The 26,624-nt window shown below is 45.3% G+C and carries 19 protein-coding genes; 14 read left to right on the top strand and 5 right to left on the bottom strand.

What is annotated here, in order from left to right; genetic code table 11:
• The first annotated feature begins 8 nt into the window (after positions 1-8).
• The 4 genes from DBK98_RS20580 (at position 9) to DBK98_RS20565 (ending at position 7,282) form a co-directional block, all read left to right on the top strand.
• Positions 9-1,019: an NAD-dependent epimerase/dehydratase family protein gene (locus tag DBK98_RS20580; protein WP_032530700.1), complete on the top strand. Its 1,011-nt coding sequence runs from the start codon at positions 9-11 to the stop codon at positions 1,017-1,019.
• A gap of 150 nt (positions 1,020-1,169) precedes the next feature.
• Entirely contained in the window at positions 1,170-1,454 is a 285-nt protein-coding gene (locus DBK98_RS20575) for a hypothetical protein (RefSeq protein WP_032535606.1), read from the top strand.
• A gap of 1,016 nt (positions 1,455-2,470) precedes the next feature.
• Positions 2,471-5,650 (top strand): TonB-dependent receptor, encoded by a 3,180-nt coding sequence (locus DBK98_RS20570; protein ID WP_032535607.1) that lies wholly within the window; start codon positions 2,471-2,473, stop codon positions 5,648-5,650.
• A 12-nt stretch (positions 5,651-5,662) separates the two neighbouring features.
• Positions 5,663-7,282, top strand: a complete 1,620-nt coding sequence (locus DBK98_RS20565; RefSeq protein ID WP_005807859.1) for a RagB/SusD family nutrient uptake outer membrane protein — start codon at positions 5,663-5,665, stop codon at positions 7,280-7,282.
• A 157-nt stretch (positions 7,283-7,439) separates the two neighbouring features.
• Here the strand turns inward: DBK98_RS20565 and DBK98_RS20560 are convergent, their stop codons facing one another.
• Complete coding sequence (locus DBK98_RS20560) at positions 7,440-8,105, bottom strand: phosphatase PAP2 family protein (RefSeq protein ID WP_005807857.1); 666 nt, start codon at positions 8,103-8,105, stop codon at positions 7,440-7,442.
• A 23-nt stretch (positions 8,106-8,128) separates the two neighbouring features.
• Positions 8,129-9,967 (bottom strand): LTA synthase family protein, encoded by a 1,839-nt coding sequence (locus tag DBK98_RS20555; RefSeq protein ID WP_164932438.1) that lies wholly within the window; start codon positions 9,965-9,967, stop codon positions 8,129-8,131.
• A gap of 90 nt (positions 9,968-10,057) precedes the next feature.
• On the opposite strand from DBK98_RS20555, the gene cysK reads away from it, so the two are divergent.
• The gene (gene cysK / locus DBK98_RS20550; protein ID WP_005807854.1) at positions 10,058-11,008 is read left to right on the top strand and encodes a cysteine synthase A; all 951 of its coding nucleotides are present in this window, start codon (positions 10,058-10,060) and stop codon (positions 11,006-11,008) included.
• Between the two features lie 132 nt (positions 11,009-11,140).
• Complete coding sequence (locus tag DBK98_RS20545) at positions 11,141-12,010, top strand: lipopolysaccharide assembly protein LapB (protein ID WP_044300679.1); 870 nt, start codon at positions 11,141-11,143, stop codon at positions 12,008-12,010.
• Positions 12,011-12,404: 394 nt separating this feature from the next.
• Here the strand turns inward: DBK98_RS20545 and recQ are convergent, their stop codons facing one another.
• Positions 12,405-14,210, bottom strand: coding sequence for a DNA helicase RecQ (gene recQ / locus DBK98_RS20540; protein WP_005807850.1), 1,806 nt, complete (start codon positions 14,208-14,210; stop codon positions 12,405-12,407).
• Between the two features lie 233 nt (positions 14,211-14,443).
• On the opposite strand from recQ, the gene DBK98_RS20535 reads away from it, so the two are divergent.
• From DBK98_RS20535 to DBK98_RS20525, 3 genes are all read left to right on the top strand, one after another.
• Positions 14,444-14,908: an AraC family transcriptional regulator gene (locus DBK98_RS20535; RefSeq protein WP_005780854.1), complete on the top strand. Its 465-nt coding sequence runs from the start codon at positions 14,444-14,446 to the stop codon at positions 14,906-14,908.
• A 94-nt stretch (positions 14,909-15,002) separates the two neighbouring features.
• Positions 15,003-17,054, top strand: coding sequence for a dihydrofolate reductase (locus DBK98_RS20530; protein ID WP_005807847.1), 2,052 nt, complete (start codon positions 15,003-15,005; stop codon positions 17,052-17,054).
• 3 nt (positions 17,055-17,057) lie between these two features.
• Positions 17,058-17,720, top strand: coding sequence for a DNA alkylation repair protein (locus DBK98_RS20525; RefSeq protein WP_005780849.1), 663 nt, complete (start codon positions 17,058-17,060; stop codon positions 17,718-17,720).
• Between the two features lie 142 nt (positions 17,721-17,862).
• Here DBK98_RS20525 and DBK98_RS20520 read toward each other — a convergent pair whose 3' ends face one another.
• Entirely contained in the window at positions 17,863-19,521 is a 1,659-nt protein-coding gene (locus DBK98_RS20520) for a glycosyltransferase family 39 protein (protein WP_032535609.1), read from the bottom strand.
• A gap of 95 nt (positions 19,522-19,616) precedes the next feature.
• Between DBK98_RS20520 and DBK98_RS20515 the strand changes: the two genes are divergently transcribed.
• The 4 genes from DBK98_RS20515 to DBK98_RS20500 all read left to right on the top strand — a co-directional run bounded on the left by DBK98_RS20515 (position 19,617) and on the right by DBK98_RS20500 (position 23,618).
• Positions 19,617-20,105, top strand: coding sequence for a Fur family transcriptional regulator (locus DBK98_RS20515; RefSeq protein ID WP_005780845.1), 489 nt, complete (start codon positions 19,617-19,619; stop codon positions 20,103-20,105).
• Complete coding sequence (locus tag DBK98_RS20510; RefSeq protein WP_005780843.1) at positions 20,102-21,373, top strand: adenylosuccinate synthase; 1,272 nt, start codon at positions 20,102-20,104, stop codon at positions 21,371-21,373. The genes DBK98_RS20515 and DBK98_RS20510 overlap by 4 nt, the downstream gene beginning before the upstream one ends.
• Before the next feature lie 136 nt (positions 21,374-21,509).
• Positions 21,510-22,814 (top strand): alpha-L-fucosidase, encoded by a 1,305-nt coding sequence (locus DBK98_RS20505; RefSeq protein WP_005807843.1) that lies wholly within the window; start codon positions 21,510-21,512, stop codon positions 22,812-22,814.
• 117 nt (positions 22,815-22,931) lie between these two features.
• On the top strand, positions 22,932-23,618 hold the full coding sequence (locus DBK98_RS20500) for a zinc metallopeptidase (protein WP_005780840.1): 687 nt from the start codon (positions 22,932-22,934) through the stop codon (positions 23,616-23,618).
• 151 nt (positions 23,619-23,769) lie between these two features.
• Here DBK98_RS20500 and DBK98_RS20495 read toward each other — a convergent pair whose 3' ends face one another.
• Positions 23,770-25,158 (bottom strand): transglutaminase domain-containing protein, encoded by a 1,389-nt coding sequence (locus tag DBK98_RS20495; RefSeq protein ID WP_032535610.1) that lies wholly within the window; start codon positions 25,156-25,158, stop codon positions 23,770-23,772.
• A gap of 95 nt (positions 25,159-25,253) precedes the next feature.
• Between DBK98_RS20495 and hisS the strand changes: the two genes are divergently transcribed.
• Positions 25,254-26,618, top strand: a complete 1,365-nt coding sequence (hisS, locus tag DBK98_RS20490; RefSeq protein ID WP_005780834.1) for a histidine--tRNA ligase — start codon at positions 25,254-25,256, stop codon at positions 26,616-26,618.
• The last annotated feature ends 6 nt before the right edge of the window (positions 26,619-26,624 follow it).

Here is a 26,624-nt window from a genome sequence, read left to right as displayed (position 1 = left end):
ATTGAATCATGAAAGTATTAGTGACAGGAGCTGCCGGTTTTATCGGCTCTTATACAGTAAAAGCATTGATAGCACAGGGTTGCGAAGTTGTAGGGTTGGATATAATCAATTCTTATTATGATGTGCAGTTGAAGTACGACCGCCTTGCTGATACTGGTATAGCAAAAGAGTCGATAGAAGATGGTGTATTGTTACCAAGTTCTAAATACCCTTCTTATCGCTTTATTAAGATCGATTTGACTGATCGTGACGGACTGAACCACTTGTTTGAATCCGAACATTTTGATGTTGTGGTTAATCTGGCAGCCCAGGCGGGTGTGCGCTATTCGATAGAAAATCCTTATGCGTACATCGAATCGAATGTTGTAGGTTTCCTGAATTTGCTGGAGTGTTGCCGTCATTACCCGGTGAACCATCTGGTATATGCCAGCTCAAGCAGTATTTATGGGCTGAATGACAAGGTGCCTTACGCTGAGACGGATAAGGCCGATACACCGGTAAGTTTATACGCAGCGACGAAAAAGTCGAATGAACTGATGGCCCATGCTTATAGCAAACTGTACGGTATACCGACTACCGGTGTGCGTTTCTTTACAGTGTACGGTCCGTGGGGACGTCCAGATATGGCTCCATGCCTGTTTATGAAAGCAATCCTGAACGGAGATCCCATTAAAGTATTCAATAATGGGCAGATGCGTCGTGACTTCACCTATATAGACGATATCATCGCAGGGCTGATGAAGATCATCGCCCATCCTTCTGCCGATCCTATTCCTTTCTATATTTATAATATCGGTAATTCCGCTCCTGTGGAACTGATGGATTTCATTTCTGTGATTGAGAAAACAGCGGGTAAGACGGCAGTTAAGCAGATGATGGGGATGCAGCCGGGAGACGTGGTATGTACTTATGCCGATACAAGCCGGTTGGAAAATGATTTTGGCTATAAGCCTTCTACTTCCATAGAAGAAGGAATCCGAAAATTCTATGACTGGTATATAAAGTATTTCAATAAGTAACGTACAAAATCTTACCTTTGATAACCTGAAAATATTTCCTGACGGTCCTCAGTGGATAATCGCACGCAGACAGAAAACAAAAAGAAAATGAAGCGGTGGCAGTATATCCTCGGGACAAATAAATGAAAAGGAAATGATAAATGCCGGATTATGGAAACACTTGGAAAGATTATTTTTTATCTATCAAACTTAGCCTTATATCATCTTCTGATGTGGTGGGGAGTCAATACATTGTGTGTTGGGGTGGTAGCTGCCGGTTTTGAATATTGGATACTTTTTGCTGTGCTTATTTTCTTAGGGATAAGTACTTTTAGCTATTTACTGGCGTACTATTTTTGGAATAGTAGCTATTGGGGGATGTTCCTCAAAAATGCAGGTATGTTCCTTTTGGCTTTATTTGTTACTTATTTAAGAATGATGTTTTACGACCTGTAATTGTCGGGATGCCTTTCTGCATCTGCCTGAATTTCATGTTTTGGGGATACCTTTGCCTTTGAAAGAGTTCTTTTGATAGTAATGCCGTGCAAATACTTGAAAATAGGACAATTGCTAAAACATTACTTCTTTTTCTACAATACCACGATAAAACAATTAATGTTCAAATAGCCGGCATAAATTAATCACTATTTTAAATAAGATTTCATTTCGCCCAAAGTCCTAAGGCATAGAAAGAAAATCTGCTTGAAAGGGCAATCAAACTTCATCTTTGCAGCCAAGATGTGTGTCTTCGCCGCCAAGATATACATCTTGCCTGCGGAGATGTATATCTTCGCCGCTAAGATGAAGAAAGTTAGGCATAGAACTTGGATTACACCCGGATGAGCCGGTAAGAGAAATATGAGGAGGATTGGAGTACGTATTGGATTGCTAAGTTCTTTCAGGACTATATCCGCAGTGTAGAAAACGCAATTCGGAGCTTTTAAGGCTAACAAATAATTCACATCTCTTAAGTCTTTGGCAGATGTTATGCAGCAAAGATAAGAATAAGAATTAATAAAATGCAAAAATAGAATCTTTTTTTTAATAAATACCAGAGAACTTAAACTAACCAATCTTTTGTAGTAAATCGAAACGGCATCCTTAATTTCTATCTTATAGATATAAGTTGCATATATTCAGTGTATTATATTTTAGTTTGGTAGAATATGGGTACAAATAAGTATAAATGATACGGTTGTTCCTTCAAAAAAGCATCTGCATTTCTTGCTTTTACTCTGATAAACTGTACAAAATTCCTGTCTTTCCAAGTCCTGAAAGGACTACTCCCCAATGAATTGTTTTTCGGAATAGGATATCAGCATAGTTCAGCAAAGTTTTAATGTCGACAGAAAACTAATAATCAAAACTAAAAGGCCTATGAAGACTTAGAAGAACGACCAAACTGATTCCGGATTTATACATCTTCCGGATGGAACATTCCTTTTTTTATGTTTAACCGAAAAATTTAATGTATGACAAAAAGAACTAACCTGTTTCCGAGTTTGATCAAAGCTCGTGAAATGAATTGCCTCAAAATAGCAGGTACCAGTTTGCTGCTATTATGTATGTCACCCCAGTTTGCTGTGGCCGATAGCCTAAAGCAAGATGCAGTTACCGTCACACAACAGCACAATGTAAAAGCCAGCGGCATTGTTACCGATGAAGCCGGCGAACCTCTCGTTGGTGTATCCGTATTGGTAAAAGGGACTACTTTGGGAAGTATTACCGACCTGAAAGGAAGATTCTCTCTGGATGTTCCGGAAGGAAGCACTTTTGAGATTTCTTATATTGGTTATAAAACACAGATTGTCAAAGCGGAGAGAACTCCGATGAATATTGTTCTGAAGGAGGATACTCAGAAGCTGGATGAAGTTGTCGTAGTGGGCTTTGGTACCCAAAAGAAGGTTAACTTGACGGGGGCGGTATCGGCTGTGACCGGTGACGATATTTCGAAACGACCGGTTGCCAATGCCGCTATCCTGTTGCAAGGACAAATTCCGGGATTGCGTGTCAATCAGGGGCTTGGACAGCCCGGTGGCGAAGGGACTTCTTTCCGTATCCGTGGTCAGGGGACTTTCTCTTCTGCCGGATCAGATCCTTTGATCTTGATCAATGGCGTACCGGGTAGTATGACCAACCTCGACCCCAGTGTGATCGAGAGTGTTTCCGTTTTGAAAGATGCTGCTTCGGCAGCCATTTACGGAGCAAGAGCCGCCAACGGTGTTATTCTCGTTACTACCAAGCAGGGTGCCGTGGGAGATAAGGTGAGCATTAGTTATCATGGGAATATTGGTTTGCATACACCGACCAAACTCTACGACCGGATTACCAATTCGGCAGAATATATGGAGTTGGCAAATCTGGCCTGGAAGAACTCCGGAACCGGAAAGCAGTACACCCAAGATCAGATCAACCTCTATCGGAATAATGTCGGTGACCCCCAATATCCCAATTTCGATTGGCAGGACTATATGTTCCGTACGGCCGTAGTGCAGACACATAATCTCTCGATGGCCGGAAGTACAGAGAAAACTACTTATAACGTGGCTTTGAATTTTGTAGATCAGCCGGGTACTATGCGTGGATTCAAATATAGAAAGTATAACGCCACAATCGACCTTACCGCACGCATTACCAATTTCATCAAAGTCGGAACCTATGCCAACCTGATGTATGGGGAAACGGAACAACCCCGTCAAGGCCAGAACGATGCATTCCTCTCTACTCTTTCGCAAGCACCGACCTATATGCCTTGGTTGCCGGACGACGGAACGGGGATTCGTCGTTGGACAAGTTCGGCTTATTCGTTCGAAAGTCATAACAAGAATATGCCTGCCATTATCGGAGAGAATGCGATGAAACGTGACAACAATTTCGATATTAATGCCCAGTTGTGGTTAGAGATCAACTTGGCTAAGGGATTGACATGGTACACCAAGGGTGCTGCCCGCCTTCAGTCGAACAAAAGTAAAGACTGGAGAGGGAGTACGACTTATACTTACGATTACCACACCGGAGAGAAGTCGTCCGAGCTTGATAAAGGAGGATTGGGGCTGAGCGTGGGCGATAGCCGCCGTTTCTATACCAATCTTTATAGTTACTTGAAATATGACCTGTCACTGGTGGAGAATGCACACAATTTCTCTTTGATGGTAGGTTATAATCAGGAATCGGAAAAATATGAAACGCTCAACGCTTACCGTAAGGACTTTGCCTTTGACCTGCCGGTGCTCAATGCCGGTGGTACGGCCGATTGGAGCAACAGCGGAGGTGAAGAAGAATGGGCTATCCAGTCTTTATTCGGACGTTTCAACTATAATTTCAAGGAGCGCTATCTGTTTGAAGCCAATATGCGCTATGACGGAACTTCGCGTATTTCCGATGAAAACCGTTGGGGTGTGTTCCCGTCATTCTCAGTCGCCTGGCGTGCTACGGAAGAAGAGTTCATAAAAAAAATGAACCTCAACTGGCTGAATAACTTCAAACTGAGAGGCTCATGGGGACAGTTGGGCAACCAGAATATCGGGCTTTATCCTTATCAGGCCATGATCTCCGGGGTAAATGACTATCCGTTTACCAAAACTTCGGACGGAGTGGTTATCGGTTATCAGCAGACGGCTTATGCCAATCGTAACATCAAGTGGGAGACGACTACCATTACCGATATCGGTTTTGACTTACAGGTGTTTGATGGTTTGAGTGTGACCTTCGACTGGTATAAAAAGACCACCGATGACATTTTGCGCTCTTCACAGGTGTCCAGTTTGCTCGGACTTTCAGCTCCGACTGTAAACAATGGCTCGGTAGAGAATAAAGGTATAGAGGTTGCCCTGAATTATGCCAATATGGTAAAGGGAGGCACACTCAAGGGACTCCGTTATAATGCCGGTGTTTATTTTGACCGTTCGCGCAACAAACTGACTGAGTTTGGCGCAGAGGAGATCGGAAGTTACAGTATCAAACGTGAGGGATTGCCTTACGATGAATACTACATGCTGGAGTGCATCGGTGTATTTGCCGACAAGGCTGAGATTGACGCTTCGCCGAAGCAGTTTAATGACAACACCCAGCCGGGTGACCTGAAGTATAAGGATATCAGCGGCCCTGATGGGAAACCGGACGGAGTGATCGATAATTACGACCGCCGTACTTTCTCCGGACGCTTCCCCGGCTTTGAATATGGCATCAATGCCAGTGCCACCTGGAAAGGCTTCGACCTGTCGTTGATCGGTCAGGGAGTAGCTGATAAGAAATATTACACCACTGACTGGGGAGTGCAGCCTTTCATGCAAGGCGCTTCTCCCAACAAAGACTATATCAAGCACATGTGGACGGAAGAAAACCCGTATGGAGCCAAACATCCCAAACTTTATTGGCAGGATATGGGCGGAGGCAAGAATACACGTCCCAACAGCTATTATCTGAAAGACGCTTCTTTCTTCCGGTTGAAGAATGTAACACTTGGCTATACGTTACCGCGGGTATGGACCGAAAAGGCAAGCATCTCCAAAGTACGTATTTACTTCTCCGGTGACAACCTGTTGACCCTGACCCCTTACAAAGGACTCGACCCCGAACGTAACGGTGACGGAAGAGATGCCATCTATCCACAAAACAGAATCTACTCGTTTGGTTTAAATGTTGAATTTTAATTAGGACATGCAATGAAAAAGAATATTCATATATTGTTAGCTGCCACATTACTTTTCGGTGCCACCTCGTGTGAAGACTTTCTTCAGAAAGATCCTCCGTCAAGTCCTTCGCAAAGCGTATTCTGGCAGAAGAAGAGTGACTTTGAATCAGCTTTGGCCGGAACCTATTCGGTCATGTACTCCGGTGTATTCTCTCAGATTATGCCTTGTCTGGACGGATTGACCGATAATGCAATCGTGCAACACAGTGAAGGTACCTACGGTTGGGCCAAGACCATCGCCCAGGGAGACCTTACTCCCAATCAGGGCGGGTTCGTGACCGACATTTATGGTAATTGCTATAAAGGCATTGCCCGTGTACATATCCTGATGGAACAACTCGAACAGTATACCGGATCGGATATCAGTGCAGACGATAAGAAGTTTATGCTCGCACAGTGTAAAGCGTTGCGCGGTTACTTTTATTCATGGTTGTATCAGTGTTACAAAGAAGTGCCTGTCGTGACCCAGTCACTCGATCTGAACACAATGTACCAGCCTAAGGCCACCCGTGCCGAAGTGTTGAACCGTGTGATGACCGACTATGACGAGGCTATCAGCGAATTGCCCGATAAACTGTATTCCGACTCACAGACATCCGGGCGATTTACCGTTTCGGCTGTCAAGGCTCTGAAGGCGAGAATTCTGTTGTTCGATGCCTACGATAGCAATGGGAAGGCCATCCCTTCGAAGATGGAAGAGGTGCTGACTTTGTTACAGAGTATCAAAGGATATAGCCTGGCAGCACGTGTACGTGACAATTTTATCTCTGAGAAACAATTGGCATCACCGGAAATCATGTTCTCCGTCCGCTTCCTGCGTCCGAACCTGACTCACTCCATGGACTTGTATTATGGTGCCTGGGCTGTTCTCGATCCGACCCGCAATATGGTGGATGCATTTGAATGTACGGATGGAAAACCGTGGGGAGAGTCGCCTCTGACCGTACGTCCTGACGAAAGCATATTGTATGGTAACAATGATGCGCTGAAGAAAGCAGAACGTGCCAAGATGTTCATGAACAGGGACCGCCGTCTGTATGAGTCGGTCAATCACTCCATGATGGCTAACTTTGCCAGTGACGGATGGAAAGACGAGGAGGTACAGGTGAACGAATCGAATAATAAAGGACCTACCGGTTTCAGCGCCCTCAAATACATTCAGCCTACGGATGTGACACCCGGATACAGTACTGTTTCGGATGCAGATGTAATCGTGTTGCGCTATGCTCATGTATTGCTGATGATAGCCGAGGCGGAGAATGAAGCCCATGGACCCACTACGACAGCTCTGGATGCTATAAACAAAGTAAGGACACGCTCCGGTCAGCCAGCTATCGGGGCAGGTATTTCACAGGATGACCTTCGCGAACGTATCCGGAACGAATGGCGTATTGAGACTTGTTTTGAAGGTTTACGTTACTTCCAGTTGAAACGATGGAAGCTGATGGATAAACTGGTGAACGGAGCGGAAGATCCCGCCTATCTGGGATATATCAAGGTGTATAAACCTGCATTTGAATTCTTCCCCATTCCGCAGTCCGAAATAGACAAGGCAGGCGGTGTCCTGAAGCAAGATCCGGCCTATGAGTAAGGGTACGAAGAAGACATGACCGGTAGCCGGATTCACGGTTGATAATAAAGATGATAAGCCGACGGAACGCATGCTTCATAAGGAAGAAGCGCGTTGCCGTCGGCTTTTTGTATTTTAAAAGAGGAGGTCTTTTCCAGAACTCCGAAAGTAAGAATGATTATGCCATGATGAAAGCGTAAATCAGAATTCCCAACGTGGTCAGCAAACCGGCATAGATCGTGATTTCCGTATGTTTCACTTTGCCGAAGGAGGTGCCTTTGGCTATTTTCTTCAACAGATAGCACATCAGTGCAGCTCCGCAGCATCCTATGACAGCTCCTACAATCAGGTCGCCCGGATAGTGTACTCCCAGATAGATGCGTGTATAGCAATTCAGTGTGGCCCATAGGAGAATGAAAAGGCTCAGCCACTGTTTGCGGAACAGGAAAACCAGGAAGAAGGCAAGTCCGAAAGAGTTGGAGGCATGACAGGATGGAAACCCATAGCGTCCGCCCCGGTAGTTGTTTACTACGTGAACGAGGTCGGAGATCGGATTCTCCGGGTTTGCCGGGCGCAAGCGCTCTACGACGGGACGTATCAGGCCGGCACAAACCTGATCGGCAAAAGTAATGGTCAGCGCGATGGCAGCCAGACAGCACAAAGTTATTTTCCAGTTGAAATTCTTTAGCAGTACATACAAGATGCTGGCATACATCGGCACCCAGATCCATTTCCCGGTGAAGGTACTCATGAAATAGTCGGCAAAGGTGTTATGAAAACCGTTGAGGTATAGCAGCAGGTTCTGGTCTACGTTGGCCAGTGACTGGATAAGGTCGTTAGTCATATCGTTGTTGGGTTATGGGGTGATTATCTTTTAGCCAGGTCGTCGTACAGTTTTTGCAAATATGCTTTAGCTTTGGGTAAATTCTCTCCTTTATGTTCTCCTTCGTCCGAAACGACAGAGTTCGATTCACAGTTGAATACGACTTCATTTTCCGGTGTCATCATTCCGAAAGCGTTCGGGAAAGTGAAGAATCCGAAGTGAGGAGAGGCCGGGTTAAGCATGTTTTTACTGAAAGCGAACTCTTCGTGCGGAAGTCCCAGTTGCCCCAGCAGTGTGGCGGCAATGTCGATCTGTGAACCGTAAGTATCGATATGTTTCGGTTCTTTCACCGCTCCTCCTATGAAAATCAACGGAATTCGGTAACGGTCTACGGTCAGGTTGTCTATATCCTGCGGATAGGCTCCCAGATGATCGGGTACAAGAATGATGACCGTATTCTTCCATAAAGGAGTCTCTTTGAACCGGCGTACAAAGTCGCCGGCACAACTGTCCGCATAAGCAAAAGCATTCAGTCTCGGATTGTCCAGCCGTTGAAACGGAACTTCGAAAGGTTCGTGACTGCTCGAAGTCTGTACTATTTTCATAAAAGGTTCTTTGGGAGGATTCTGTTCCAGGTCGTTCAGCAGTCGGTTGAATACCACATGGTCGTGTGCTCCCCATTTGCTGAGACGTTCGGAAAGAGGAAAATCCTTATCGGAAACAATGTTGTCGATTCCTGCCTGAATCAGGTAAGAACGCATATTGGTGAAGTCGGCATCTCCTCCGTAATAATATTGCAGGTCGTATCCTGCCTTTTTCAGGCTGCCGGGGATCGAAGGCAAGTGTTGCGTCTTCTTCGGGTACTTCATGATGCTGGTGGTCGGTTGTGCCGGATAACCACTGATGATGGCTGCCAGTCCGCGGTCGGTACGGAAACTGTTGGCGAAGAAGTGGGTAAACAAGACCCCTTCACGTCCGAACTGATCCATGTTGATAGCTACGTTGGGTTCTCCTCCAAGGGTTTCCATCAGTTTGGACGAGAAGCTTTCTAGTATGATTAATACTACGTTCGGGCGTTCGATAGTGAAAAGCTGAGGAACACTGTCGGACGGAGTAACCGGTTTATCCTTGAGTTCCGCGAAGAGTTTGTCGGCCTCCTCAGCCGTCATAAACCGGTATTGTTTGTCGAAATTATCCTGTCGCGACAACGACTCCATCAGGCTGAAACAAGGATTGATGGCCGCATGGTTCAGTCGCTGGTTGCTGCTGAAGTAAGCTTTGCTCAGATTCATGGTCGACACCGTGAAGCCTCCCCGTATCGGGATGAACAGGAGTCCGGTGACGAGCAGCAAAACTCCGGATACGCTTAACCGGTGGAAAGGTATTTTCAGAGGTTGCTTCTGATAAATCAGCACCCGATAGAATATCCAGTAAAGCAGGGCTGCATAAACGGCGATTGCGGCCAGTCCGGCTATTACGACCCAAATGCTGACACTGGCCAATGCGTCTTTGGGAGAAGAAAAGAGGTAAAAAAGCGGGGTGGCATCCAGACGGAACCCCCAGTATTCATATAACCCTAAGTCACCGATAAAGATACAGGATAGCAGGATGGCTATGATCATGAAGTATACCCGGCGTATCTGGCGGATAATGGAAGGTTGTATCCAGACCGAAGCGATCAGCAATAGTCCGGGAATAGCGGTCAGATAACCGGCAAGCGAAAGGTCCAACGGAAGCCCGTGCCCTATCACGGAGAAATAATCAGTCCATGACACCTTATTATATAAGGTATGGTAGTAACCCATGAAAATTGGTTTCTGGAGGACGAATATGAGGACAAAAAGAAAATAAGTCGTGACGAATTGGATAAGTCTTCTCTTCATAAACTCTATACTTAAAAAGATTGAACGGTCACAAAGGTACGATTCTTTTCTTTATCTTTGCGCATTAACTGTGGTAAAACAGAGAGCTATATGGCAAAAATCGCAAAGAAACTTACCGAACTGATAGGCCATACTCCGTTGATGGAGTTGTCCGGTTATAGTCGTAAATACGGCCTGCAAGAGAATATTATCGCTAAACTGGAGTCATTTAACCCTGCCGGAAGCGTAAAGGACCGGGTGGCACTTTCGATGATCGAGGATGCCGAGAAGAGAGGAGTTCTGAAGCCCGGTGCCACGATCATCGAGCCGACCAGCGGAAATACCGGTGTGGGACTGGCCATGGTGGCTACCATTAAAGGGTATCAGTTGATACTGACCATGCCCGAAACGATGAGTCTGGAACGTCGCAATCTGTTGAAAGCACTGGGAGCACAAATTGTATTGACTGACGGGTTGGCAGGAATGGCCGGTTCCATAGCCAAAGCTGAGGAACTGAAAGATTCGATCCCCGGTTCGGTCATTCTGCAACAGTTTGAGAATCCTTCGAATGCGGAGGTGCACACACGCTTCACCGGCGAAGAGATCTGGCAGGACACTGACGGCCAGGTGGCTGTGTTTGTAGCGGGAGTAGGAACGGGCGGAACCGTTTGCGGGGTGGCCCGTGCACTGAAAAAGCATAATCCGGATGTATATATAGTAGCTGTGGAACCGGCGTCGTCTCCCGTACTTGAAGGCGGGAAGGCCGCTCCCCACCGTATACAAGGGATTGGGGCGAATTTTGTTCCCGGTATTTACGATGCTTCGGTTGTAGACGAAATCATGCCTGTGCCTGACGATGAGGCGATCCGTGGCGGGCGTGAATTGGCTTCTACGGAAGGACTGTTGGCGGGGATTTCTTCCGGAGCCGTTGTTTATGCAGCCCGCAAGCTGGCCGAACGTCCGGAGTTTAAAGGAAAGAGGATCGTGGCTTTATTGCCCGACACCGGCGAGCGTTATCTCTCTACCGAGTTATTTGCGTTTGACGCTTATCCTCTGGATTAAAAAGCACACTCGCGCTTGTCTGACATTTTAATATATATGAACCGGGGATCGGCCTCTGACCGATCTGTGGAGAAAGAAACTGTATGCTCTGCGTATACTCCCCATTACCGGTTCGTTTTTAATAGATTATTTATGAATCGAAAAACTATCATTGTTCCCTTTCTTTTGGAAGAGGGGATAGGGAGGAAGTATCTCTTTCTCCTTCTTTTCTCCATCTTTTCCATATCCCTTTCCGCTCAGACCTATCAGGAACTTTCTGAGAAGGCCGTCGAGTGTGTTGGAAAAGACAGTCTGGCGCAAGCCGAGGATCTTTTGAAGCAGGCATTGAGACTGGAACCGAAGAACCCCCATAATGCTCTGTTGTTTTCTAATCTCGGCTTGGTGCAACGCAAGCTGGGACGTTATAATGATGCTGTCGAGTCGTATACTTATGCACTCAACATTGCGCCGCTCGCCGTGCCCATTTTGCTGAACCGTGCCGCCATCTATCTGGAGCAGGGTATGCAGGACAAGGCTTATGTGGATTATTGTCAGGTGATGGATGTGGACAAGAAGAATACGGAAGCCTTGCTGATGCGGGCGTATATTTATATGTTGCGGCGGGATTATAAAGGAGCTCGTCTGGACTACCAGCGTTTGCTGGAAATTGATCCGAAGAATTATAACGGACGCCTCGGCTTGGCAACTTTGGAACAGAAAGAGGGCAAATTTCGTGAATCGCTCGATCTCCTGAACCAATTGTTGGTGGAATTTCCCGAAGATGCCGTTTTGTATGTGGCCCGTGCCGATGTAGAGCGGGATATGAAACATGAAGATCTGGCACTGGTGGATTTGGACGAAGCCATCCGCCTGGCGCCTAACTCCGTCGATGCCTATTTGCTGAGGGGGGATATCTATCTGGACCAGAAAAAGAAGTCGCAGGCGAAGGCAGATTTCGAGAAAGCTATTTCGCTGGGAGTGCCCCCTGCCGATGTTCACGAACAGATGCAACAATGCAAATAATTTCGGAAAATAATAGTCCGGAAGCTTGACTTTTGCTGTTGATTATCGTATCTTTGTAAGCGTAATCATAAACTATATTCAGATTAAAATACGGTAGAAGGGAGAAGTTGAAAGCTTTTCCCTTTTTTTATGCCTTTTCTGTTCATCGGCACGGGAAGCCGGGGTATATGGGGGGAAGCCCGGCTTTCGGATGATGAAAGCCCGGCTTTTCGACCCAAACAGACGGTTGCTCCGACTCGGACAGACACCGTCTTCCGACCCGGATGAAGCTTTGTTCCGGTGCATTACAATATGTGTTATGAAAATATCTCCTATTGTTATCGGCCGGTAGCCTACCCGGTTAATAAAACATAAAACTGCTCTTGACAAAATCCGGTTGCGGTTTCTCTTCCGGTCATACAAACTGGCGGATCAGCGCGACAAATTCTTTTCCGTATTTTTTCTTTTTGTATTCGCCAATCCCATTGATGTTGCCGAATGCTTCGACGGTTGTGGGACGCGACAGGCAGAGCAGGTGCAGCACTTTGTCCGATAACACGATGTATGCCGGGAGTGCTTCCTGGTCGGCCAGTTGCTTGCGCAACGCGCGCAAGGCCTCGAAGAGGTCTTCTTCCTTGCTTCTGCTTTCTCCGTCCCATGCCTGTGCATGGACGTTTACGGTCTTTCTTCTCTTTCTGGCGGTAGCAGGCTCTTCTCTCCGGATGACAACCAGCATTGCCCTCTCACGGCCAAAAAGGACGTCACTTCCGCTCTTTGTTATTTTCAGGTGATTGTTTTCGTTGTAGGCTATCTCAAAGTATCCCATTTGCAGCATTTGCAGCAAATAGTCCTGCCAGTCGCGCGCCGGGATTTCTCTTCCGGCTCCAAACGTTTTCAGCTCCGTATAAGCTTTTTCGGTGATTTCAGCAGTCGGGTTCCCTCTCAGGATATCTATCAGGAGAGTTATGCCTGCCTGTTGGTTGGTACGGGCTATGGCGCTTAAGGCTTTTTGAACGATGACAGTTCCGTCGAAGCGCTCGGGCGGATTACGGCATACATCGCAGTTGCCGCAATCTTCAGTAGCCGTTTCGCCGAAATAGCTCAATAAGATACGTCGCCGGCAGATGTCGGCTTCGGCATATTGTTGCATCCGGTTTAATTTTTCCAGATTGATATTCTGCTGGTTGCTTTCTGTTGCAAACTTTGTCAGCAAAATCAGGTCGCCCAATGAATAGAATAAAATCGTATCGCTGGGCATACCGTCACGCCCCGCACGGCCGATTTCCTGGTAAAAACTTTCGATGCTTTTCGGCAGGTTATAATGTATCACCCACCTGACATTCGACTTGTCAATGCCCATCCCAAAAGCGATGGTGGCACATACCACTTCGATCCGGTCGTTGATGAAGTCGTCTTGTGCTTCGTCCCGTTGGCGGGCAGACAGTCCGGCATGGTAAACGCCACAACGGATGCCATGCTTTTGCAACATCTGTGCCACTGTTTCAGTTTTACTGCGGCTCATGCAGTAAATGATTCCGCTTTCACCCCGGTGGCGGGCAATGAAGTCTACGATGGCTTTGCTCTTCTCCTTGGGTTGGTAGCCTCTTTTTACAGACAGGCTCAGGTTAGGGCGGTCGAATGATGAAATAAATATCTCCGGTTGCTTCAGTTGCAGTTGGCGGACAATGTCTTCCCTTGTGATTTTATCTGCCGTGGCAGTCAGGGCAATCATGGGGATGTTGGGGAATTGAGTACGTAAGAATCCCATCCGGGCATATTCCGGGCGGAAATCGTGTCCCCATTGCGAAATACAGTGGGCTTCGTCTACCGCAAACAGTGAGATGGTCATATCCCTCAGCAGATAGTCGGCTTCGGAGAGCAGTTTCTCCGGTGATATGTAGAGCAGCTTGAGCTTGCCTGAGATACAGGCCCTGCGTAAGTTGGCATTTTCGGATTCGTCGTTGCTGCTGTTCAGTGCACCTGCAGGTATTCCGTTGGCACAGAGAGATTCTACCTGATCCTTCATCAGTGAAATAAGAGGTGAAATAACAATTGCAGTGCCTTCCATCAGCAAGGCCGGAAGCTGATAACAGATTGATTTGCCTCCCCCCGTGGGCATCAGAACCAGCGCGTCTCTCTTACTCATCAGGTTTCGGATGATCTCTTCCTGCAGGGGACGGAAGCTGTCATAACCGAAATAAGTTTTGAGGGTTTGTATCATTTGATATTTTTCATTCATCTTTCGGGCAAAGGTACGCTTTATTTCCGGGTTATTAAAAGTTAAATATTCTTATTAACGCCCCTTTTTACCCACTTTTCGACGATTTTGATTGTTTTTATATCAAAAATATATACGAAAAAGTTGTGTATATCAAAATAATGTATGAAATTTGTGACATCTAAAGTTACAAATTAATAGTGATATTTAAAAACAAACCCTAACCAGTTAATTCAATGAGTGATTTAGAAAACAAAACCCAGGAAGAAACTCCTAAAAAACGCCCTTACAATTTAAGGGAGAAGAAAGAAAAGAAAGCTGCTTACCGGTCTTTAATCAGACCAGAATTGGCAGATGAGTTGTATGACAAGATTCTGAACATCATTGTTGTACAGAAGAAGTACAGAGACCCTGACTATTCGGCTAAAGATTTGGCGAAGGAACTGAAAACCAATACCCGTTATCTTTCGGCTGTAGTTAATTCTCGCTTTGGTATGAACTATTCTTGCCTGCTGAACGAGTACAGAGTAAAAGATGCTTTGCACTTGTTGACGGATAAAAGATATGCCGACAAGAATGTAGAGGAAATCAGTGCGATGGTTGGTTTCGCTAACCGTCAGTCTTTTTACGCTGCATTTTATAAAAACGTAGGTGAAACACCCAACGGATATCGTAAAAAACACGCAGAAAAAAAGAAATAATTGCATTTCTTGAAACGGAATAAAAAGGAATTATCTCAGGGTACGGCTTTGAGGTATTTCCTTTTTATGTTTTATAACCTCAACGTCTAAAGGTATGAAGAAACATTTTATTTCAATGGCTGCGGCCGCAATCTTACTGACTGCTTGCGGCAGAGCCGAAAAAACAAACCCTGCTGCGGCAGATAATTTTAAATATACAGTGGAACAATTTGCAGATTTACAGATATTACGCTATCGCGTACCCGGATTTGAGAATTTAACTCTCAAACAGAAAGAGTTGGTTTATTATCTGACTCAGGCTGCGTTGGAAGGAAGAGATATTCTGTTTGATCAGAACGGAAAGTACAATCTTACCATCCGTCGGGCGCTTGAGACGATCTATAAGGATTATGCCGGTGACAGAAACAGCCCGGACTTCGTGAATCTGACCACCTATCTGAAACGCGTATGGTTCTCAAACGGTATTCATCACCATTATGGTTCGGAGAAATTTGTTCCGGGCTTTACGCCGGAGTTTCTGAAACAAGCATTGTTCAGTGTAGATGCTTCCGGGCTGCCGTTGGCTCAAGGACAGACGGTAGAACAACTGTTTGAGGAGCTGTCACCCGTTATTTTTGATCCGAAGGTGATGCCTAAACGAGTGAATCAGGCGGACGGCGAAGACTTGGTGCTGACTTCGGCCAGCAATTACTATGACGGAGTCACCCAGCAGGAAGCTGAGGATTTCTATAATGCGATGAAGGACCCCAAAGATGAAACCCCTGTCTCTTACGGACTGAACAGCCGTCTGGTTAAAGAGAACGGAAAGATCGTCGAGAAGGTATGGAAAGTAGGAGGGCTTTATACACAGGCCATCGAAAAGATTGTGTATTGGCTGAAGAAAGCTGAAGGGGTGGCAGAAGACGAAGCTCAGAAGGCTGCCATCGGCAAGCTGATTGAATACTACGAGACCGGTGACCTGAAGACGTTTGACGAATATGCCATCCTTTGGGTGAAAGATCTGAATTCACGCATTGACTTTACGAACGGATTTACTGAAACATACGGTGATCCGCTCGGGATGAAGGCCAGCTGGGAGTCCATCGTGAACTTTAAAGACCTGGAGGCTACGCGCCGTACTGAACTGATAAGCGGCAATGCCCAATGGTTCGAAGATCATTCCCCAGTGGACAAGCAATTTAAGAAAGAAAAGGTGAAAGGGGTGACTGCCAAAGTGATTACTGCTGCCATTCTTGGCGGAGACTTATATCCGGCGACGGCCATCGGAATCAACTTGCCTAACTCTAACTGGATTCGCAGCCATCATGGCTCCAAGTCGGTCACTATCGGGAATATCACCGACGCTTATAACAAAGCGGCTCATGGAAACGGATTCAACGAAGAGTTTGTGTACAGTGATACAGAAAAGCAACTGATCGATAAATATGGTGATCTGACAGGAGAATTGCATACCGACTTGCACGAATGCCTGGGTCACGGTTCCGGAAAATTACTTCCGGGAGTTGATCCGGATGCCTTGAAAGCCTATGGCTCTACAATAGAGGAGGCACGTGCCGATCTGTTCGGACTTTACTATGTAGCCGATCCTAAATTGCTGGAATTGGGCTTGGTGCCGGCTGAAGAGGCTTACAAGGCCGAATACTATACCTATCTGATGAATGGCCTGATGACCCAGTTGGTGCGTATCGAGCCGGGCAACAGTGTTGAAGAGGCTCACATGCGCAACCGCCAGCTCATTGCCCGTTGGGTGTTTGAGAAGGGTAAGGCCGATAAGGTGGTGGAGATGGTGCAGAAAGACGGTAAGACTTACGTCGTGGTGAACGACTATCAGAAACTTCGCCATCTCTTTGGCGAATTGCTGGCCGAGATACAGCGCATCAAGTCGACCGGAGACTTTGCAGCAGCCCGTTCGCTGGTAGAAACCTATGCCGTAAAAGTAGACCCCGAACTTCACTCCGAAGTATTGGCCCGCTATAAGAAACTGAACCTGGCGCCTTATAAAGGATTCGTGAATCCAAGATACGATGCGGTAACCGACGAGAAAGGAAATATAATTGATGTAAAAGTAACCTATGATGAAGGCTATGCCGAGCAGATGCTGCGTTATAGCAGGGACTATTCGCCACTGCCTTCTGTAAACGATTAACCCATGGATGTAAAAGAACAATTGAAAGATATTAAAACACAGCTCCGTCTCTCTATGAACGGAGTTGTGTCACAAAGCATGCGTGAGAAGGGGCTGGACTATAAACTGAACTTTGGTGTTGAGTTGCCCCGTATCAAGAGCATCGCCGCTGCTTATGAGAAGAACCATGACTTGGCACAAGCCTTGTGGAAAGAGAATATCCGCGAGTGTAAGATTCTGGCAGGTTTATTGCAGCCGATAGATACCTTCTTTCCCGAGATAGCTGATATCTGGGTAGAGGATATCCGCAATATTGAGATAGCAGAACTTACGTGTATGAATCTGTTTCAAAACCTGCCTTATGCCCCGGCGAAAACTTTCCAGTGGATTGCGGATGAGGCGGAATATACACAAGTTTGTGGCTTCCTTACCATAGCCCGTCTGTTGATGAAAAAGGGAGATATGGCCGAACGCCCTGCGGGTGAATTGCTCGATCAGGCGATTTGTGCCGTACAATCGGGAAGTTATCATGTCCGTAATGCGGCAATGCTTGCTATCCGTAAGTATATGCAGCATAGTGAAGAACATGCTTTCCAGGTATGTCGCCTGGTAGAAGGCATGGCCAACTCTGATAAAGAAGCGGAACAGATGCTGTATACGATGGTGAGAGAGGAAATTAGCGATTAACGATAAGGTTGTGTCGAAACTTCACCACAGATTACGCAGGTTTTCACGGATTATCAACATCGATAATCAATGACTTAAAACTCACTCAGTGTCACTCTGTGCCCTCTGCGGTGAAGTCTCGACACCTTTTCATCGTCCGTCTTTATCGTTCGTCGACTATTGTCACATTGCTGATAAATACGCTATCATATCTTTTGTGCCCTTTTGCCCAGCGATTGTTGTCATAACAGTCGATAAAGCGAAGACTTAAATTCTTTCGGATGGAATCCGGAATCAGTTGTTCCGCCGGTTTCTGTGAGATCAGAACAAACGGCAGGGCTTTTGTAATCTCTTCTTTATTGGTTAAATCCATGTCTCCGATCTTCTTATGTGCTTCGTATACCAACTCGATGCGTAGCACTTCGTCTTTGCTGTGATAGAATGGCAGAGCTTTTAGCTCCGGGTTTTCTTGGGTAGCGCTGATGCTTTTGGGATCTGAGTTACTCACAAAACTTCCGATATAAGGCATTACAAACAACTCGGCAACAGCAAATAGCGCTACGACTCCCATCAGGAAAGAGAAAGGCCGGAGCTTGAGCGCAGAGCTGAATAGCCAAACTGCTACTGTCAGGAATAATACAGCCAACCATATGAACATCCCTGTACCTATCCGTCCTTCCCGGTACATGAAGAGGTAGAGAGCAACGGGAAGGGCCAATGTAGCCACTACAATCAAATAAGCATTTATCCGGTAAATCACTCTGTCTTTCAGGTGCGGCATTTTCTGTTTAGCCTGTTGAATCCAATATACAAATAAGTATCCCATGGTCAGTGCGGCCGGCAATAAGATAGGAAGCAGATAGCGTGTCTTCTTTTCCGGGAGCAACGACAGGAAGAAAAGGATCAGTAACATCCAGCTCAGGCAGAACATGTACTCTTTGGATGCTTCGACCCGCTTTTTCCAGAAGGGTACTATCAGTGCTGTCAGTGTCAGCAGCGACCATACTCCTGTTTCCAGGAAAAACTGCCAGTAATAATACCAGGAACGTACGTTGTGGTTACTCCAGGAAGAAGACTCTTTGTGGAATACATAGGATGCCATCTCCTGGTGGCAGATGTATGTGTAGGCATACCACCATGTGCTGAGCACGATGCAAATAAAGATCATGGTGAAGAGTGCGGTCCATTTCCCTTTCATTCTTGTTTCCCTGCGATAGAATAAGAGGTAGGCACAAATGAACGGGAGAAGCAGGGCATAGAAAGATACGGGCCCTTTGCCAAGGAAAGATAATCCCATAAAAACGCCTGCGGCAATGAAAAGAGGCCACTTGCAGGCAGTTTGCCGCAAAGCAAGATAAAGATAATAAATAGCTCCCATCATGAATGCGTGGCAATAAATGTCCCAGGTAGCTGTACGTCCCATCAGAATGATATTATAAGAGGTGCACAAGATCAGGGAAGATACCAGGGCATAGGTTCGGTTACCGGTCAGTTTCGTAGCAAACTTATAGAAAAAGAGTACTAACATGACGGCCGCAAGTCCGGCCATGGCTCGTTGCAAGGGAAGATTATCCGGCGAAATCACTTCTACCACGGCAGCAATCCATGTGGGAAGTGGAGGCTTCTCCAGTCGCAGCTCTCCGTTCATGGTAGGCACCAGCCAGTTATGGTCGTATACCATTTCGCGTGCAGTGACAATGTTTCTTGATTCCATGATGTCTGCAAAGATTGCGCCATTGTTTATAAAGAAAGAACAGCAGAACACAAGAAGTAATAGAGGCAAGTGCCAGCGATAATTTTGCGTGAAGGGGACTCTTGTCATAAAACATTTTTTTAGTGATTGGGTGCAAATTTACAGATATATTTTTGCTTTCCGCAAAAAACAATTAACTTTGTTGGCGCTAAAATAGCGCCGATATGGAAACTCAAAATGTGAAAGATACGGTACGGCAGATATTCACCGAATATCTAAATGCGAATGGACATCGCAAGACTCCTGAACGTTATGCGATACTGGATACCATATACTCCATTGACGGGCATTTCGATATCGATATGCTTTATTCGCAGATGATGAACCAGGAAAATTTCCGGGTGAGTAGGGCTACACTGTATAATACCATCATCTTACTTATCAATGCACGTCTGGTGATAAAACACCAGTTCGGCACTTCCTCCCAATACGAAAAATCATATAATCGCGAGACACACCATCACCAGATATGTACGCAGTGCGGTAGGGTCACAGAGTTTCAGAATGAAGCTTTACAGAACGCGATTGAAAATACCAAACTAAGTAAGTTTCAACTTTCGCATTATTCCTTATATATATACGGTATATGTAGCAAATGCGACAGGGCCAACAAGAGAAAAAGAGTAAATAATAACAATAAAAAAGAAAAATGAAAGTAGATGTTCTATTAGGATTGCAATGGGGCGACGAAGGTAAAGGAAAAGTAGTCGACGTCTTAACTCCGAGATATGATGTAGTTGCACGTTTCCAGGGTGGACCGAATGCCGGTCATACACTTGAGTTCGAAGGACAGAAGTACGTGCTTCGCTCTATCCCTTCGGGTATTTTCCAGGGAGATAAAGTAAATATCATCGGTAACGGTGTAGTGCTCGATCCGGCTTTGTTCAAAGCGGAAGCAGAAGCGCTGGAAGCATCGGGACACAACTTGAAGGAGAGACTGCATATTTCGAAGAAAGCGCACCTCATTTTGCCTACGCACCGTATACTGGATGCTGCCTATGAAGCTGCCAAAGGTGATGCTAAGGTAGGAACTACCGGAAAAGGTATCGGTCCGACTTATACGGATAAAGTAAGCCGTAACGGTGTCCGTGTGGGGGATATCCTGCATAACTTCGAACAAAAATATGCTGCAGCAAAGGCTCGCCACGAACAAATCCTGAAAGGTCTGAATTATGAATACGACCTGACTGAACTTGAAAAAGCCTGGTTTGAAGGTATCGAATACCTGAAACAGTTCCAGTTGGTAGACAGCGAACATGAAATAAACGGTTTGCTCGATGCCGGAAAATCCGTGCTTTGTGAAGGTGCTCAGGGAACTATGCTGGATATTGACTTTGGTTCGTATCCGTTCGTGACTTCTTCGAATACCGTATGTGCAGGTGCATGCACCGGTTTGGGCGTTGCTCCGAATAAGATCGGCGATGTATATGGTATTTTTAAAGCTTATTGTACACGTGTAGGTTCGGGTCCGTTCCCCACAGAGTTGTTCGATAAAACTGGCGATCAGATCTGTACGCTTGGTCACGAATTTGGCTCGGTGACGGGACGTAAACGTCGTTGCGGATGGGTGGATCTTGTTGCACTGAAATATTCAATCATGATCAATGGTGTCACCAAACTGATTATGATGAAGAGTGACGTACTCGATACTTTCGAGACGATCAAAGCTTGTGTGGCCTATAAGATGAATGGTGAAGAGATCGATTACTTCCCTTATGACATTACCGACGAAGTGGAACCAATCTACGTGGAACTTCCGGGATGGCAGACAGACATGACAAAGATGCAGAGCGAAGATGAATTTCCTGAAGAGTTCAATGCTTATCTCTCCTTCCTTGAAGAACAGCTGGGCGTACAAATCAAAATTGTTTCTGTAGGTCCCGACCGCGAGCAGACTATTGAAAGATATACTGAAGAATAAGAAGCCTCACCTGTATCCTTCTTTTTTAAAAGGAGGAAGAAGTAGACTTTTATAGAAGAATTAATTCAAAACGAGGCCTTTCTTCTTCCCTCTCTAAAGTAGAGAGGGGCGAGGTGAGGCCTTTATTATAATACTTATGAAGAAGCATTTTATTACTTTTCTCTTGCTATTGGGAATGACTGCTTCCCTGACAGCGCAACAAAATTACCAACCGACAGAGGCTAACCTGAAAGCCCGGAGTGAATTTCAGGACAATAAGTTCGGAATCTTCCTTCACTGGGGACTCTATGCCATGCTTGCTACCGGCGAGTGGACGATGACGAACCATAATTTGAATTATAAAGAGTATGCCAAACTGGCCGGAGGATTCTATCCCTCTAAATTTGATGCAGATAAATGGGTGGCGGCTATCAAAGCCTCCGGTGCCAAGTATATCTGTTTCACTACCCGTCACCATGAAGGTTTCTCGATGTTCGATACCAAGTATTCCGATTATAATATTGTAAAAGCCACTCCTTTTAAACGTGATGTGGTAAAGGAACTGGCTGATGCATGTGCCAAACATGGCATCAAACTGCATTTCTACTATTCACATATAGACTGGTATCGTGAAGACGCTCCTCAGGGAAGAACCGGACGCGGAACCGGACGTCCCAATCCGAAAGGGGACTGGAAGAGCTATTATCAGTTTATGAATAATCAGTTGACAGAGTTGTTGACTAATTATGGTCCGATCGGAGCCATTTGGTTCGATGGTTGGTGGGATCAGGATATCAATCCCGATTTCGACTGGGAACTTCCGGAACAATACGCATTGATCCATCGTTTGCAGCCGTCTTGTCTGGTTGGTAATAATCATCATCAGGTACCTTTTGCAGGGGAGGATATTCAGATATTCGAACGTGACCTTCCGGGAGAGAATACCGCAGGACTTTCCGGACAGAGTGTCAGCCATCTGCCTCTTGAAACATGTGAGACGATGAATGGCATGTGGGGATATAAGATTACAGACCAGAACTATAAATCAACTAAAACTTTGATTCATTATCTGGTGAAGGCTGCCGGTAAGGATGCCAATCTGTTGATGAATATAGGTCCGCAGCCCGATGGAGAACTTCCGGAAGTGGCTGTTCAGCGTTTGAAAGAGGTGGGAGACTGGATGTCAAAGTATGGTGAAACCATTTATGGAACGAGAGGTGGTCTGGTAGCTCCTCACGATTGGGGAGTAACGACTCAGAAAGGCAATAAACTCTATGTGCATATTCTTAATTTGCAGGACAAGGCTTTATTCTTGCCTATCGTTGATAAGAAAGTGAAAAAGGCAGTGGTCTTTGCTGACAAAACGCCGGTACGCTTCACAAAGAATAAAGAAGGAATTGTACTGGAACTCGCTAAAGTTCCGACGGATGTAGATTACGTGGTGGAACTTACAATTGACTAATTTTTAGCTAATTCTTCATAAAAGCGATGTGTGGGAAATCTCCTCTCCGTCGCTTTTGTTTATTTTTGGCAAGCTATTTGTATATTAGCTATCATAACAATTTAATTAAGAAAGAATATGGTAATAGGAATTCAATGGATTATTTTTATTGGCATCGCTCTCGTTAGCTGGCTGGTGCAGATGAACCTGCAAAACAAGTTCAAGAAATACTCCAAGATACCCACAGGAAACGGCATGACAGGACGCGACGTAGCTATTAAAATGTTGCATGACAACGGTATTTACGATGTTCAGGTGACTCACACTCCCGGACAGTTGACCGATCATTATAATCCTGCCAATAAGACAGTGAACCTGAGTGAAGGAGTTTATGAAAGTAATAGCATCATGGCTGCTGCCGTGGCTGCTCACGAATGCGGACACGCTGTTCAGCATGCACGGGCTTATGCGCCGTTGACGCTCCGCAGTAAGCTGGTGCCGGTGGTTTCTTTCGCTTCACAGTGGATGACGTGGTTATTGCTTGCCGGTATTTTGTTACTGAATTCGTTCCCGCAGTTATTGCTTGCCGGCATTATCCTGTTTGCTTTGACCACCTTGTTCAGTTTTATCACACTTCCGGTAGAGATTGATGCGAGCAAACGTGCATTGGTATGGCTCAGTGCATCGGGAATTACTAACTCGTATAATCATGCCAAAGCGGAAGACGCTCTCCGTTCGGCTGCATACACTTATGTTGTTGCTGCGTTGGGCTCGTTGGCTACGCTGATTTACTACATTATGATATTTATGGGACGCCGGGATTAATCTCTCCTTCCCATACGGAATAAAAAGAAAAGCTTCGCAAACTTTCTATATGTTTGCGGAGCTTTCTGTTTGTGTGCCGTTTACAGTATGTATTGTGTACAAACTGTAAACGGCACTATCATCATATTGTGTTTGTTCGTATTTCCGTAAGTTATTCTTGATAAGGCGATTGCCAGAAGTAAGAGTCATTATGTGAGTCGTAGGCGGTGGCACCGGGCTTTCCATTGGTACTGTATCCTTCCGGAACTAACGAGATATACATCGACCACTTTTTGCCCGGATAGTTTGTTTCTGCGTTATATTCGCTTTGCAGAGGGCAAGTTACGTAATACAGGTTCTTGGCCATATAGTAATCCAGATAATACTCTTTGGTCTGCTTATTTTTATTATTCCAGTTTGCGTCTTCGTTTAGTACAACGGGTTGATTGTTGCGGAGGCGTTCGCGCACTTCACCAATGCCCAGAAGGTTTCCTTTTTCATCTGTTACATAAGCGTTGAATGTCGGGTCCATCCATAACCATTTGTTGAGGGTGTTGGAGTAGACCGCATTGATGACGTGGCAATCATTGATCATCACTTTGGGCATACAGGTGATGAAACGGGATTTGAATCCCATAGCCAGATAGCACTCGTTCAGCATTTGTGCCATCATCCGGCAGTTTACGCCCCTGTTCTCCTTTTTGCAAAGTTCTACCATGGCTATTGTGTTCCGCTCTTCCGGATTACGTGAATTGCCATCATGTGGAACTATGTTGTGAACCCAGTAGAGAAGGTTTTTGATTTTGGAGATTTCGTCTCCGCTTCCGGCGATACTATCCAGGTTGAAATGTTTCCGTAACTGTACCAGATTACTGTCGTTAGGATTCATGTAGGTGAAGCGGGGTAGAGTGTCAGTTACTGATTCATTATAACATATCGGTTTTGTTTCAGTTCTGTTGTATCCTCCGGCTTGTTGCAGAATATACAGATAGTCACTGTCCAGACGCATTTTAGCCATTACTTCCAGATACTTCTTCTCTTTACGTAAATTGTCGATGTCACTGTCACCTTTAGCATGGTTGTAATCATTCCATCCGGAGTTGAAAGCCTTCTCAAAGTTTTTCAGGGCTGCCTTTTTCTTTCCCTGAAGTGCCTGATAGCAAGCAAGGTCGTAATAAACCAGTCCTGTTATATTTTTTGCTTTTTCCTGAAGTTGTTGAGGCAATCCTTGATACAACTTCAGTTTCTCCCAATTTAATTTCTCGGCCTTTTTGTAATCTTTCTGTTTGCGGGCGTTTGCTACTTCCTGAGTGAGTGCGCTGTACTTTCTCTCAAATTCTTTTTTTTCGTTGTTTTGTGCCATTCCCGGTAGTCCAAGGCATAACATTGTAATGATCAAAAAAACTGTTTTCATATGATTCCTGTTAGATAATGTGATTTCTTTGTCTTTCAGAAAGCAAATGGTATACCAAATTAATAAATATCTCTTATTGAGCAGAATGGCATTAAAAAGTATTGTCCGAAAATGAACAGTCTTAACGGAACCGGACACCGAATACATTTGCTTACAGATTCACAGAAAGTCTGTGGTTTCTGTTTTAATAATCAATTATTTCATCTAACTTTGCAACTCAATTCAATAAAACAGTTAAAACAATGGCAGCAAAACCAGGTATACCTAAAGGAACCCGTGATTTTTCGCCCGTAGAGATGGCGAAACGTAACTACATATTCAATACAATTCGTGACGTATATCATCTGTATGGTTTCCAGCAGATTGAGACTCCTTCGATGGAGATGCTTTCTACCCTGATGGGAAAATACGGTGAAGAGGGTGACAAATTACTTTTTAAAATACAGAATTCAGGTGATTACTTTTCGGGTATTACAGACGAAGAGCTATTAAGCCGTAACGCCGCTAAACTGGCCAGTAAATTTTGTGAAAAAGGGTTGCGTTATGACCTTACCGTACCCTTTGCCCGTTACGTGGTAATGCACCGTGATGAAATAACTTTTCCCTTCAAGCGTTATCAGATTCAACCAGTCTGGCGTGCTGACCGTCCGCAGAAAGGACGTTATCGTGAATTTTACCAATGCGATGCCGATGTGGTCGGTAGTGATTCACTGCTGAACGAGGTAGAATTGATGCAGATAGTAGATACGGTGTTTACCCGTTTCGGTATCCGTGTCTGCATAAAAATCAATAATCGCAAGATACTGACCGGTATTGCCGAGATCATCGGAGAGGCGGATAAGATTGTGGATATAACTGTAGCTATCGACAAACTGGATAAAATCGGTTTGGAAAATGTGAATAAAGAATTGGCTGAGAAAGGGATTAGTGATGAGGCTATTGCCAAACTGCAACCTATCATTCTTCTGAGTGGAACCAATGCTGAGAAGTTGGCTACACTGAAGACTGTACTTTCCGGTAGCGAAACAGGTTTGAAGGGAGTGGAAGAGAGTGAGTTTATTTTGAATACCCTTCAAACGATGGGACTGAAAAACGAAATAGAGCTTGACTTGACATTGGCACGTGGATTGAATTACTATACAGGTGCTATTTTTGAGGTAAAGGCGCTTGATGTGCAGATTGGCAGTATCACCGGTGGAGGTCGTTACGATAACCTGACTGGTGTATTCGGTATGGCAGGAGTATCGGGCGTAGGTATTTCGTTTGGTGCCGACCGTATTTTCGATGTGCTCAACCAGTTGGAACTGTATCCGAAGGAGGCTGTTAATGGAACTCAGCTTCTGTTTATTAACTTCGGTGAGAAAGAAGCTGCTTTTTCTATGGGTATTCTGGCTAAGGCCCGCGCAGCCGGTATTCGTGCCGAGATATTTCCCGACGCTGCGAAAATGAAGAAACAGATGAGTTATGCAAATGTTAAGAACATTCCTTTCGTTGCTATCGTAGGTGAGAATGAAATGAATGAGGGAAAAGCTATGCTGAAAAATATGGAAAGCGGTGAACAGCAAATGGTTACTGCTGAAGAACTGATTGGCGTTTTAACAAAATAAGGAAAA

It is taken from the genome of Bacteroides sp. PHL 2737 (genome assembly GCF_004115325.2).
Classification (GTDB): Bacteria; Bacteroidota; Bacteroidia; order Bacteroidales; family Bacteroidaceae; genus Bacteroides; species Bacteroides hominis.
This window is presented reverse-complemented; position numbering and strand designations above follow the sequence as displayed.